Below are 11,858 nucleotides of genomic sequence, written 5' to 3' on the forward strand. Positions count from 1 at the left end.
CCGCGTCCCCGGGCCCCCCCCCCCGCGTTCCGGGCCCGTCGGCCCGCCCCCCCCCCCCCGCCCCCCCCCCCCGCCCCCCCGGCGGCCCCGGGGGGGGGGGGGCCCGGGGGGGGGCCCCCCCCCGGCGCCGGAGATGTGCGCGGGCCGCCGCTCCTGTTCGCGCCGCTCGCGACCGGAACCGGACGTCACGTTTTTCCGGTTTGTTGTGTTCCGGAAGGGAAAGTCGGTCCGCATGAGAGCTATGAGACCCATGAGACTGACGACCGGATCACACGGACCGCTGAGCCGTTCGCTTACGACCGTCATGGACGCCCTCGAAGGGCAGGAACGGCTCGACGGCATCTCCGGATGGATGCGCAAAGCAGTTCGCGCGCTTCCCCTGGGGGAGAGCAGAGACGTGTGGCGGGGCCTTTGGCTCGGCCATCCCCTCCACCCCGTCCTGGTCCAATTGCCCATCGGCGCCTGGAGTTCTGCCGCGGTCCTGGACCTGTTCCCGGGTGAGAGCCGGGCCGCGCGCCGTCTGGTGGCGGTTGGCCTGGCCGCCGCGGGACCGGCCGCCCTCGCCGGCTGGGTGGACTGGGCGGAGCAGCGCCCGCGGCAGGCCCGTGTGGGCCTGGTCCACGCCGCGGCGAACGTCGCCGCGGTCACCGCGTACGCCGCCTCGCTGTCGGCGCGGACGAAGGGGCGCCCGGCACTGGGCCGCACGCTCGGCTTCGGCGGGCTGACGATCGCCACGGCCGGGGGCTTGCTCGGCGGCCACCTCGCCTATCGGCAGGCCGCCGGCGTCAACCATGCGGAAGCCGTCCCCGTGCTGGTCGAGCCGGGCTGGCACCGGGTCGGAACGCTGGACGACTTTCCGATGGGCGAGCCCGTACGGCGGACCGCCGACGAGGTGGCCCTGGTCGTCGTGCGGGACGAGGACGGGGTGCTGAACGTACTCGCCGACCGGTGCAGCCACATGGACGGGCCGCTCCACGCCGGCAAGGTCCTGGAGGGCTGCATCGAATGCCCCTGGCACGGAAGCCAGTTCCGGCTGTCGGACGGCACGAACGTCCAGGGGCCGGCGACGGCACCGCAGCCGCGGTTCGACTGCCGGGTGTCCTCCGACGGAACCGTCGACGTCCGCCTCGCGCAGCAGTCCTGAGGGATCGAGTCAGCCGCCGGTCGCGGGCGGGCCCTGATCGGCTGCCTTGCTGCGACGACGCCCTGCCCGCGTGGGGTAGGGCAGAGAAAGCCCTTTCCCCCAGGCGCTCCACCCTTTCCCTCGGGCGCTCCACACAGGCTGCGCAAGCCCTCACCGACCGTACGGCCAGGCCCTTTCCGGCCGTACGGCGTCGTGCGTTTGCCCGTGGCCGTCGGGGTCACTCGATGAGCGACGTGAGCGGAATTCGACGTCTTGGCGGGGCCACGGGGTCGGCACGTACGCGATCAGGAAGGCGGCACGCGGTCGGCCCCAGTACTTGGCGCCACCCGCGCCGCAGGTCCACCACCAGACCAGTCGCCGGAAGCACCAAGGCGCACGCAGGAGGTGGAGGCACATGAGTACCTATGTGTACTGCACCGGACAGCGCGGTCTCTCCGTACCCGTGGGGCTGCCCGGTGTGGGAGATCCGCCTCCTGCGGTGCGTGTCGTGACCGAGAGTGATCTCGCAGCGGTGGTCAGCGACGCATCCCTCGGGCTCCGGCCGAGCAGGAACGATCTGCGGGCTCACCAGACCGTCGTCCACGAGTCAGCGGCGTCGGGTCCGGTGCTGCCCATGCGCTTCGGCGGCGTCAGCGCGGACGACGCGGCGGTGATGGCAGCCCTCGCCGTGTACGCGGAACAGTTCATCGAACGGCTGCACGTGCTCGACGGCAGAGCCGAGTACTACGTGAAGGCCGCGCATCTGGCGGAGTCGGTGCTGCACCGCGTCCTGGCCGACCACCCGGAGATCCGTACTCTGCTGGACGAGAACCGAGGCACGCGCCGTGACGACCACCAGCAGCGGATGCGTCTCGGTGAGCTGGTAGCGGCTGCTGTGAAAGACCGCGAAGCCGAGGATGCCCGTCAGTTGCGGCTCGCACTGGTGCCGCTGACTGAGGCGGTCAGCGTCGGCCCGGAGAGCACCGCGTGGCTGGTGAACGTCTCCTTCCTGGTCGGTCGTGTGTCCGTCGAGAAGTTCCTGCCCGTAGTCGTGCGGGTCCGCAAGGAAAACCCGCACCTGGACAGACGGGTCAACGGTCCACCGCCGCCGTACAGCTTCGTCGAGCCCGTACCGGTCGGCCGGGCCGGTGCCGAAGCCGACACAGAGTCCGCCTGAGGTGAGGTCATGGGACTTTTCGAAGAAATTCTGCTGCTCCCCCTCGCGCCGGTCCGCGGCAGCCTGTGGGTGCTGCAACAGATCGCGGCCGAGGCCGAGCGCCAGCACTACGACCCCGCGACCATTCGACGGGAACTCGCGCAGCTTGAGCAGCGGCTCCTGGCGGGTGACATCGACGAGGAGACTTTCGATCGTCTGGAGGAGCAACTGCTCGACCGACTGCAGGCAGCCGCACCCATCGGCGGGGAGTTCCGATGACGACCGCCAGCGGATTTCCGGAGCCGTACCGGTCCGCGCCGGGGGGTTCCAACCTCGCCGACATCCTCGAACGGGTCCTGGACAAGGGCATCGTCATCGCGGGCGACATCCGGATCAATCTCCTGGACATCGAGCTGCTCACGGTCAAGCTGCGGCTCATCGTCGCCTCCGTCGACAAGGCCAAGGAGATGGGAATCGACTGGTGGGAGACCGATCCCGCATTGTCGTCCAGTGCCCGGCGCAACGAGCTGTCCCGCGAGAACGCACGACTGCGGGAACGCCTTCAGGAACTGGAGGAGACGGAGGGGCGGCGGTGAGCGGAACGCGAGGAGGAAAAGACGGTGGGTGAGCTGAGATACGTCTATGCCGTGTGTCTGCCCTTCGACGCGCCTCTGCCCGCCCTCGCCGGCGTGGCAGGCGCTCCGCCCCGGCGGTTGGCAGGTGAGGGCCTTGTCGCGATCGTCGGTGACGTAGGAGAAGAGGATTTCGCCGAATCGGCACTGCGCAAGCGTCTGGAAGACCTCGACTGGGTCAGCAGCACGGCACGCGCCCACGAGGCCGTGGTCGCCGCGCTGATGACGGTGACCAGTCCGCTGCCGTTGCGGCTCGGGACCGTCTTCCGCGACGACGACGGGGTGCGCACCATGCTCCGGACGCAGAAGGATCGCTTTCTGGAGCTGCTGGGCCGGGTGGACGGCCGGGTCGAATGGGGTGTGAAGGTCTACATGTATCTCCCGGAGGCAGCGCCGGAAACAGAGCAGAAAAGGGCCGCCACCGGGCGTGACTACCTCCGGCAGCGGTCCCACCGGCACACGGCGCAGGAAACGCAGTGGCAGCAGGCCGAGGGTGTCTCGGAGACGCTCCACGCAGAACTGGCCCGGCATGCGGTGGCCACCCGGCTCCACCGCCCTCAGGGAGCGGTCCTTTCCGGTGTCCGGGGGAGAAACGTATTGAACGCCGCCTACTTGGTCGACCGGGTGAGATCTCGCGAATTCACCAAGATCGTCGAAGAGAAGAAGGACGAGACCGTGGCGATCACCGGTGGTCCGCAAGGGCTCCGAGTGGAACTCACGGGTCCCTGGGCGGCCTATTCCTTCAGCGGTGACGAGGGACTACGGCTGGACGAGCGGCGAGAAGGGGAGGGAGGAACGAGGCGATGACCGTCGTGGAGGGCAGGGAGGTGAGCCTCGTCGACATCCTGGACCGGCTGCTCGCCGGCGGTGTGGTTGTCGTCGGCAACCTCACTCTGAACATCGCGGACGTCGACCTCGTACGCGTCGACCTCAACGCCTTGATCAGCTCGGTGAATCAGAAGATCCCCGCGCCCTGGCCAGAAGGCACGGCTGGACCGGAGGAACTGTCATGACGAAACGTCTCGAACTCGAACCCGAGACCGTGGAACGCGATCTGGTGAAGCTCGTCCTGACCGTGGTGGAACTGCTGCGGCAGTTGATGGAACGCCAAGCACTGCGCCGCTTCGAGAGCGGAACTCTCAGCGAGGACCAGGAGGAGCGTATCGGCCTCACGCTCATGCTCCTTGAGGAACGCATGGCTGAACTCCGAGATCATTACGGGTTGCAGCCCGAGGACCTCAACCTGGACCTCGGTCCACTGGGCCCGCTGCTTCCTCGATGAGGCAAGGCACAGTGGCCCGTTCCCTGGTTTGGAAGGGGCGCCGAGCAGCCCGGCGTTGATCGGGGGCATCGGAGTCCATTGCGCCGTCGGCCCATACCCATCCGGTCTTCACCGGTGACCACCGGGCCAGGCAAAAGGTGCATATGCGAGGTTTTGACTCGCTCCTCGAAGGTAGTCGTAGGCGAGAACGAAATGTGTCGATCGAGGAGCTGATACCCGTGGCTGGACAGGGAAAGAAGATTCATGGCAAGGCCCAGGAACTCAAGGGCAGGGCCAAGGAAGCGACCGGAGACATCGTCGGTGACGAGGGCCTGCACCTCAAGGGCGTTCGGGACCGTGTCGAGGGAAAGACCCGCGAGGCGGTCGGTGAGACGGCCAAGACGGCGCGTGGGACGAAGGAAGAACTGAAAGGCAAGGCGGAAGAACTGAAGGGCAAGGCCCGCAAGAACATGTGACGGGTGCGAGTGAGGGGCTATGGGTCCAGCGGGTTCGTGTGTACGAGTTTCGGATGTCCGAATGTCGGCCGGCTGGGCCCATGGCGTGCCCGGAATCGGGCGCTGCCGAGCCGCGAACCGGATGGGCGTCGGCGGTCACCCCGGGGGAGTTGGGGGATTTTCGTGCGGTAGAAGCCGAAGGAGCCACGCCGGTCGGGGCCTGGTCGGATGCATGACCGTGGTCTCGAACGCCGACACGGCTGCGGAGAGCGCGCCGATCACCGCCCGGCATGGCGGGTCACCTCCGCAGCGGAAAGCGGTTGGTCACTGACCAGGTAACCGTGCGTGGAGGGCGGCGGAAACGGGCCGCCTGTCGGCGGTTGTGGCGACAGCACCGAAAAAATCATGCTGTGGATTGCCGGAAATCCGCTTCCGGAGTTTGCGTTCCGGCGAGAGGGGCATATGGGACAAACAGGTGTTTCGGACCAGAGGCACGCCCGTGGGAGCGACGTCGGCTCGCCCGGCCGCGACTGTCCGGAACACGGTCGCACTCCCATGGAGATCGTCCATCCACACATGAGAGTGGCGACGCACCATGCCAACCCAAGCAAGCACGCAACACCACCCGCACGACGACGCCCCCGACACGGCGGACGCGTTCCGCAGGCTTGCCGAACTCCCGGCCGGCCGACAGCATGACACGCTGCGTGACGAAATCGTGGAAGCCTGGCTGCCGATGGCCGACCGCATCGCGGGCCGGTTCTCCGGCCGGGGTGAAACCTATGAGGATCTGCGCCAGGTCGCGGCCCTCGGGCTGGTCAAGGCGGTCGACCGGTACGACCCCGTGCGCGGGAAAGTCTTCGAGAGCTATGCCGTGCCCACGGTCACGGGGGAGATCAAGCGGCACTTCCGTGACCACATGTGGACCCTGCATGTGCCGCGCCGGGTCCAGGAACTACGCAACCGGGTCCGGTCCGCCCGCCAGGAGTTGTCCCGGAGCGTGTCGGACCACTGGCCCAGTGTCCCCGAGATCGCCCAGTGCGCGAACCTGAGTGAGGAGGAGGTGCGGGTCGGCCTGGACGCGCTGGACACGTTCAGCGTCCTGTCCCTGGATGCCGGGATGCCCAGTGGAGACGGTTCCTGTCTCGGTGACACTCTCGGTACAGCCGATACCGCACTGGACACGGTCGTGGACCGTGAGGGAGTCAAGCCCCGTCTGCAGGCTCTGCCGGAGCGTGAACGGGCCATTCTCTACCTGCGGTTCTTCGAGGACATGACACAGAGCCAGATCGCCGAGCAACTCGGGCTGTCGCAGATGCACGTCTCACGGCTGCTCAACAAGTGCTTCCGACAGCTCCGGGAGGAAGTCCTGGAGGATGCTGCTGCCTAGTGCGTTGAGGTCAAGCCGCGTGACGGCGACAGCCCCGACGCCACGGCCTCGGACCCGCGGCCTCCGCGGGTCCGGTCGGCCATACCGTCGGTGCTTTGGCGACTGCCACCCTGCTCATCGCTGTCGACGGCTTCCCTCCCCGGCGTACTCGTACTCGTTCTCCAACTCCTCGTCCTCGGAGTCCTCGGAGCCCTCGGATTCTTCTTCGTCCCCCTCGTACCCTCCCTTGCCCTCTTCCTCGTAGTCGCCTTCGTCCTCCGCGTACGGCTCATTCCCCTCCTCTTCTTCCTCTTCCTCCTCTTCGTCTCCTTCGTCGCCCTCGTACTCGGCCTCTGTTTCCTCTTCCTCGCCGTACTCGGCCTCCTGCTCCTCCTGGTCGAGCGCGTCCTCATGGCTGAGGACGACCTCGCCATCGCGGATTTCACCGCGCCAACTGTCCTTCGCCTCGCCCTTGAGACTGATGAAGCGGGCGAAGTTCTTCAGATCCAGTCGTGCGCGGCGGCCCTGGGCGCGCCAGAGGTTGCCGGTCTTCTCGAACAGGCCGCTCGGGTAGTACTCGATGACCAGCAGGACCCGGGTGAGATTGTCGGCGAGGGGGTGGAAGGAGACCACGCCCTTCGCGGTGCCCTTTGCGCCTTCGGAGGTCCATACGATGCGGTCGTCCGGGACCTGTTCGGTCGTCTGTGCTTTCCAGCTGCGGTTGGACCAGAAGACCTTCATCTGCCAGTCGGAGTGTGTGTCGTCCGCGCGGTTGGCGCTCTTCACGCCCTTGGCGAAGGTACTGAAGTCCTGGAACTGGGTCCATTGGTCGTACGCCGTGCGCAGGGGTACGCCGACATCGATCTGCTCGATGATGGTGGTGGGCTTGTTGCCCACGCCCTTTCCCTTCCCCTTTCCCTTGCGGCCACCCAGGTTCTTCAGGGCGCCCATCACATGGTCCTTGGCGCGGGAAGTACCGATTTCGAGGGCCGAGCGCAACGGGGATTTTCCTTCCGCGAGTTTGCGGCCACCCTCCAGGGCCAGCTTGATCAGGCCCGGGCTGTTGCCTTCGGCGATGTCGGTGAGCCTGACTGTGGCCTTGCCGAGCTGCTGTCCGACGCCGACCAGCGCCCGCTGGGCCTGGACCGCAAGGAACTCCTGTGCCTCCGCCTTCAGCCGGTCGGCGGCCTCGCTGTGCGCCAGGCCGCTCAGCATGTTGTCCTTCGCTCCCGTACGAGCGCCGCCCACGGCGGACGTCGCGGAGCCGAGGGTCTCGGTCATCGTCCTCCGCCACCCTTCGGTCGCCGGGCCTGGCCGGTGGAACCGCTACCGGCCGCGGCTGTCGTCCTGGCCACGGTCTTCTTCGGGGCCCCCTTCTTGGCGGGAGCCGTCCTTGCCGCATTCCGTGCCGGCGTCCGGGCCGGCGCCTTCTTGGCAACTCTCTGTGCAGGCCCCTTCGCCTCTTCTTCCTTGCTTTCCGGTTCTTCCTTGCGTTCTGGTTCTTCCTTGCGATCCGGCTCGGTCTCCTCGTCGGGCTCGCTCGGTTCCTCGTTCTCGTCCTCGTCGGCGGCGGGGGCAGAGACGTCCGGCAACACGCCGGCGAGCTGGTCGCGCACCTGGGCGGTCTGCCCGTGGAGACGGTCGGCCAGCGCGTTGATCTGTCGCTCGACCATCGCGCCCGACGCTGCCTTGCCGACGCCCTGGAGGTCCCCACGCAACTGGTTGCCGATCTCCTTGAACTGCGGATTGTCCCGCAGCTGCTGGTTCACCAGGTCAGTGACCATCCGTGGGCCGAGATTCAATCGTTTGCCGGCCATCAGCGAGCCGATGGCGAGCGCCAGTTTCATCTTCTTCGTACGTCCGAGGACGTATCCGGCCCCCAGGGCCAGGCCGAGTCCCACTCGGTTCATCACGCCGTCCTATCGCCTGGGCCTGCCTCGCAGTGCAGGCCGATCTTCACTAGGTCGAGGATCCGAGGTCGTGTCCCGACCGAACTCCTTCTCGTCGACCACGCACATGGCCGCGCTTCGCTGATCGGTTCCATGGCGCTACCTCGCTCCTGGGTGGGCACTGTCGGGCGTACGGTGCGCGGGCTCGGCCGGGCCCGGCTCCACGAAGCTGTACGGCGGCAGCGGACCGCTGACACGCAGTTCCAGGTGCGGAAGTTCCTTCCGAACGTCCTCCACGGCCGCCAGGAATGCCTGTGCCTTGTTCCGCCCGACCAGGAAGGACCGGTTGATCAGGCAGTCCGTCGACTCCGGACCGGCGCTTACGGCGACGGCCTCCGGTTCCAGGACCCGCGTCGCCGCTGCGATGTCCTCGCTCTGCTGAGCCTGCACCGCGGACACGATCATCTCGCCGAGCCGGACCTGCTGCTCGTAACTGCCGCCGCCCGCACGACGGTTGGCATCCGCCAAATCCCGGATCTCCGAGTTCCGGCCGACCACGCGGCGCAGTACGGCCTCCTCGATGGGGACGGCCTTGACGTTGTACTCGACCGTGCCGCTCAGCGCCCGCAGCCGCTCCTGGTAGTGGTCCGCCCGCTGCGCGAGCACCTCGGTGACGGTGCCGTCATCGGGGGCGACGCTACCGAACCGCATGGGAAGCACACAGCCCGCCGTGCCCACCTCGGTGAGCACGTTCTGATGAGCCAAGAGGTCCTTCCGCTTGGGACGCAGACCCTCGGGTGCATCACTGACAACAGCCGTCAGATCACCCTCGGTGAGCGTCCGGACCAGGCGGGCCGGGTCGCCGACGCCGGCGATCCCTTTCGGCGGCGCGGGGTGCGAGGCGGCCGTGATCCCGTAGACGTAGGTATTCACTCCCGCTCCTCTTTCCTTCGCGCTTCGGTGCTCTTACGGGGCCGCGGGCGGGGCTCGCCCTGTTTGGCCGCATGCTCCTCACGCGCTTCGCGGAAGGCGTCGGAGACGGTCTCAGCGGCTCCGGACAGTGCACCCTTCGACTTGCCCCGCGCACCCGACTCGGTGATCTCTCCCACCAAGTCCGGGAGCCCGGGGCTCTTGCGCGGTCCCGCCTCCAGGTCGAGGCGGTTGCATGCCTCCGCGAAGCGCAGATAGGTGTCGACGCTCGCGACGACGACACGGGCGTCGATCTTCAGGATCTCGATGCCGACCAAGGACACACGCACGAACGCGTCAATGACGAGACCCCGGTCCAGTACGAGTTCCAGCACGTCGTAGAGGCTGCTGCCGGTGCCTCCGGCGGGTTGCTGTGCCGGTACTACAGTCATGCGCCTCTTCCTCCCTGTCCGTTGTGAAGTTTCGTGGGGTGGGTCGCGAGAGTGCCCTATCGGCCGCCGCCCGGCCCGCGCGGGTCGGCTCTGCCGCGTTCGTAGCGGCGGATGCGCCGGTAACCCGTGAGCTGCCCTTCGGCGTCAAGATCGACCTGGTAGCTCGCCATCAGGCTCATGGTGTCGGGCACGCGCGCAAGCTCCCGGATCTCCACTTCGAGGGACCAGCCGTCCTCCGTCTGCTCGAAGGACGACACGGTCTCGGCATCCATGCCGGTGAGCTCAGCGAACTGAGTACGTGCCTGACGCAGCAGTTCTGGGGGCCTGCGCCGACCGCTGGCCCTGTCGTTCTCGGTGGAGCGGCGCGCGGTCCGCGCAGAGCTGCCCCGGTGCGGATCATGTGGCTTCGAAGTGCCGTTCGTGTTCGACATGCCGCCTCACATCCGGGCCGCACGAGCACGGCGGTCATGAGTTCGGAGTCTCAGAGGGCGAAGCGACACGGGCCTACGCTGTCGAAGCCCAGGAAGGCGGCCATTGCGCCCGCCGTCCCTCGTGCGTCCGTATCCTCTCGGCGGTCCTTGGAGCAGTCGTTCCAAGTTCTGCACGTCGAGTCCCCGCCGACCTGGCGCACAAACACCTGGGCGACGTCCCAGACCAACCAACGACGCAGTCCCCCTACCGCGGGGAATGTGAGTCAGGCAAGCATCTCTGGGCGTACCGCGGCGGTGGGTGGTCCGTGGAATGCTGGGTATACGGAGGGACCACCGGGACGGACCGGAGGTGGCGGAGCGATGGAGTGGGCGCGGTTCGCGCAGCAAATGGCATCGATGGCGAGGGATCTTCTGGCGCAACCGTCGGTCGGTGCCACCCTCGAAAGGATCACCGACTCGGCCATCGACCTGGTGGAAGGCTGCGACGCGGCCGGCATCCTGGTGCTGCACGGTGCCAAGGTTCAGACGCTGGCCCCCACCGACAAGCTGGTGATCGAGAGTGACCGGTTGCAGGAGCGGTTGAAGGAGGGACCGTGCTTTGACGCGGCGCGTGTCAAGGAAGGCGAGCGGGTGTTCCGCATCCCGGACTTCACGGTGGAACAGCCGCACTGGCCCTCCTACGCCCGCAGGGCACACCGGCTCGGCGTGGGCAGCATGATGGGTTTCCTGCTGTACACCGAGGACGAGGATTTCGGTGCTCTGAACCTCTACTCCGGTAAGCCCGGGGCCTTCACCGAGGCCAGTGAGCTGGCCGGCTGGCTGCTGGCCTCCCACGCCGCGGTCGCCTTCTCCAGTGCTCGCAGCCATGCTCAGATGGAACACGCTGTCGCCACCCGCCATGTCATCGGCGAGGCCATGGGCATCCTCATGGGCAGCCACAACCTCACCGAAGATCAGGCTTTCGACGTGCTGCGCCGCTATTCACAGGAGCAGAACGTCAAACTCCGTGAGGTCGCACAGCTGGTCTGCGAGCGGGGCAGCCCGTCCTGACCGCGTAGCGACCCCTCCGGCTCATGGTCCGAACCAGAGGGGCCTCGGCCGGGCCCGGCCCCCGGGGGAAGGCTGCTGAACCCGGCTTGCATGCCAAGTCCCCGGCTCCGCTCCTTTCACTCGGATGTTCCCGGAACGGGCCGTGGCGGCGGTCGACCGACGCGCGTCGAGACGCTGCGCGGCCCTCGTGAGGGAGCGCCGGCAGGCACTGAGTCCCTTCCACGGGTCACCCTGTGTGTCGAGGCGGTCGGGGAGGGTGCGCAGCGTCCACCGGCGCGGGTCCAGCTGCGGGTCGTCGAGTTCGTCCCAGTCCAGCGGAGTGGCCACCGGGGCGTGCACGCGGGCGCGTACGGCATAGGGTGCGACCGAGGTCTGGGCGTAGGCATTTCGCTGGACGTCCAGGTAGAGACGGCCTTCGCGCTTGTTCTTGCTGGAACGTATGGCCATCGGCGCGCTGCTGGTCTGCGGGAACGTCATCGCCTCGCGGGCCCTGTCCGGGGGCTTCCGGGGGGTGCGACGTGACTGACGCGGTGATCGTCGTCATTCTGCTGCTGGCGGCGGCCGGTGCCACCGCGGCCGTCAGCACCCGCGACCCCGTCCCCGTCAGGCCCTGGTCCTGAAGCGCACACATGGGTGTCGACGCGGTTGTTCCGGCCGAGACCGTTCCGCCTTCGCAGACCGACTGACTGCTCTTATGTGATTTATGGTGGCTGGCATCGTCGGCACAGGGGGAGAAGGAAGGCTGACCGGTGGTTGTCCGGGGCCTTATCGATCCCTGGGAGCGCCAGGACCATGAGTCCGTGCAGGCTTTCGCGGCGTTCGCTGTGTACCGCGATCTTGGTCCCGCGCGGAGTGTCACGAAGGTGGCACGAGAGTTGGATAAATCCCGCGCGCTGGTGGGCCGGTGGTCGCGGCAGTTCGCATGGGTACTGCGGGCCACTGCGTACGACCGGGAGCAAGACCGGCTGTTCCTTGCGGAGCAGTCCCAGGCGCGGCGTGAAGTGGCCCGCAGGCAGGCGAAGTTGGCGCAGGCCGTCCTGGTCCAGCTTGGCCGCGATCCGCGCGGACATCTCGTAGGTGGGTGCCAGCAGGTTCATCGCGGCCCAGCGGGGCACGGCGGAGTTGACGATC

Annotated in this window: 16 protein-coding genes and 1 pseudogene; 11 read left to right on the top strand and 6 right to left on the bottom strand. The window is 67.7% G+C overall.

What is annotated here, in order from left to right:
- The first annotated feature begins 304 nt into the window (after positions 1-304).
- From ACFY2B_RS45350 to ACFY2B_RS45390, 9 genes are all read left to right on the top strand, one after another.
- On the top strand, positions 305-1,144 hold the full coding sequence (locus tag ACFY2B_RS45350; protein ID WP_390768917.1) for a Rieske 2Fe-2S domain-containing protein: 840 nt from the start codon (positions 305-307) through the stop codon (positions 1,142-1,144).
- Positions 1,145-1,538: 394 nt separating this feature from the next.
- Entirely contained in the window at positions 1,539-2,300 is a 762-nt protein-coding gene (locus ACFY2B_RS45355; RefSeq protein ID WP_390768918.1) for a GvpL/GvpF family gas vesicle protein, read from the top strand.
- Between the two features lie 9 nt (positions 2,301-2,309).
- On the top strand, positions 2,310-2,558 hold the full coding sequence (locus ACFY2B_RS45360) for a gas vesicle protein GvpG (protein WP_390768919.1): 249 nt from the start codon (positions 2,310-2,312) through the stop codon (positions 2,556-2,558).
- Entirely contained in the window at positions 2,555-2,875 is a 321-nt protein-coding gene (locus tag ACFY2B_RS45365; protein WP_376536144.1) for a gas vesicle protein, read from the top strand. Before ACFY2B_RS45360 ends, ACFY2B_RS45365 begins: the two co-directional genes overlap by 4 nt.
- A gap of 93 nt (positions 2,876-2,968) precedes the next feature.
- Positions 2,969-3,718 carry a GvpL/GvpF family gas vesicle protein gene (locus ACFY2B_RS45370; protein ID WP_390768929.1) on the top strand — a complete coding sequence of 250 codons (750 nt, stop codon included), beginning with the start codon at positions 2,969-2,971 and terminating at the stop codon, positions 3,716-3,718.
- Positions 3,715-3,924: a gas vesicle protein gene (locus ACFY2B_RS45375; RefSeq protein WP_376536148.1), complete on the top strand. Its 210-nt coding sequence runs from the start codon at positions 3,715-3,717 to the stop codon at positions 3,922-3,924. Before ACFY2B_RS45370 ends, ACFY2B_RS45375 begins: the two co-directional genes overlap by 4 nt.
- Positions 3,921-4,193 (top strand): gas vesicle protein K, encoded by a 273-nt coding sequence (locus tag ACFY2B_RS45380; RefSeq protein ID WP_376536150.1) that lies wholly within the window; start codon positions 3,921-3,923, stop codon positions 4,191-4,193. The genes ACFY2B_RS45375 and ACFY2B_RS45380 overlap by 4 nt, the downstream gene beginning before the upstream one ends.
- Before the next feature lie 194 nt (positions 4,194-4,387).
- Entirely contained in the window at positions 4,388-4,648 is a 261-nt protein-coding gene (locus tag ACFY2B_RS45385; protein WP_390768920.1) for a CsbD family protein, read from the top strand.
- A gap of 574 nt (positions 4,649-5,222) precedes the next feature.
- On the top strand, positions 5,223-6,017 hold the full coding sequence (locus ACFY2B_RS45390) for an RNA polymerase sigma factor SigF (RefSeq protein WP_390768921.1): 795 nt from the start codon (positions 5,223-5,225) through the stop codon (positions 6,015-6,017).
- A gap of 114 nt (positions 6,018-6,131) precedes the next feature.
- Here the strand turns inward: ACFY2B_RS45390 and ACFY2B_RS45395 are convergent, their stop codons facing one another.
- The 5 genes from ACFY2B_RS45395 to ACFY2B_RS45415 form a co-directional block, all read right to left on the bottom strand.
- Entirely contained in the window at positions 6,132-7,277 is a 1,146-nt protein-coding gene (locus ACFY2B_RS45395) for an SRPBCC family protein (protein WP_390768922.1), read from the bottom strand.
- The gene (locus tag ACFY2B_RS45400) at positions 7,274-7,906 is read right to left on the bottom strand and encodes a DNA primase (RefSeq protein ID WP_390768923.1); all 633 of its coding nucleotides are present in this window, start codon (positions 7,904-7,906) and stop codon (positions 7,274-7,276) included. Before ACFY2B_RS45400 ends, ACFY2B_RS45395 begins: the two co-directional genes overlap by 4 nt.
- A gap of 138 nt (positions 7,907-8,044) precedes the next feature.
- Positions 8,045-8,818: a GvpL/GvpF family gas vesicle protein gene (locus ACFY2B_RS45405; RefSeq protein ID WP_390768924.1), complete on the bottom strand. Its 774-nt coding sequence runs from the start codon at positions 8,816-8,818 to the stop codon at positions 8,045-8,047.
- Positions 8,815-9,246 (bottom strand): gas vesicle structural protein GvpA, encoded by a 432-nt coding sequence (locus ACFY2B_RS45410; RefSeq protein ID WP_390768925.1) that lies wholly within the window; start codon positions 9,244-9,246, stop codon positions 8,815-8,817. Before ACFY2B_RS45410 ends, ACFY2B_RS45405 begins: the two co-directional genes overlap by 4 nt.
- A gap of 56 nt (positions 9,247-9,302) precedes the next feature.
- Positions 9,303-9,677, bottom strand: coding sequence for a gas vesicle protein (locus tag ACFY2B_RS45415; RefSeq protein WP_390768926.1), 375 nt, complete (start codon positions 9,675-9,677; stop codon positions 9,303-9,305).
- A gap of 360 nt (positions 9,678-10,037) precedes the next feature.
- Between ACFY2B_RS45415 and ACFY2B_RS45420 the strand changes: the two genes are divergently transcribed.
- Positions 10,038-10,727 (top strand): GAF and ANTAR domain-containing protein, encoded by a 690-nt coding sequence (locus ACFY2B_RS45420; protein WP_390768927.1) that lies wholly within the window; start codon positions 10,038-10,040, stop codon positions 10,725-10,727.
- Between the two features lie 21 nt (positions 10,728-10,748).
- Here ACFY2B_RS45420 and ACFY2B_RS45425 read toward each other — a convergent pair whose 3' ends face one another.
- Complete coding sequence (locus tag ACFY2B_RS45425; protein ID WP_390768928.1) at positions 10,749-11,204, bottom strand: hypothetical protein; 456 nt, start codon at positions 11,202-11,204, stop codon at positions 10,749-10,751.
- 323 nt (positions 11,205-11,527) lie between these two features.
- Between ACFY2B_RS45425 and ACFY2B_RS45430 the strand changes: the two are divergent.
- Positions 11,528-11,858, top strand: a pseudogene (locus ACFY2B_RS45430) (hypothetical protein); the annotation flags it as partial.

The organism is Streptomyces sp. NPDC001270 (assembly GCF_042896695.1).
Lineage (GTDB): Bacteria > Actinomycetota > Actinomycetes > Streptomycetales > Streptomycetaceae > Streptomyces.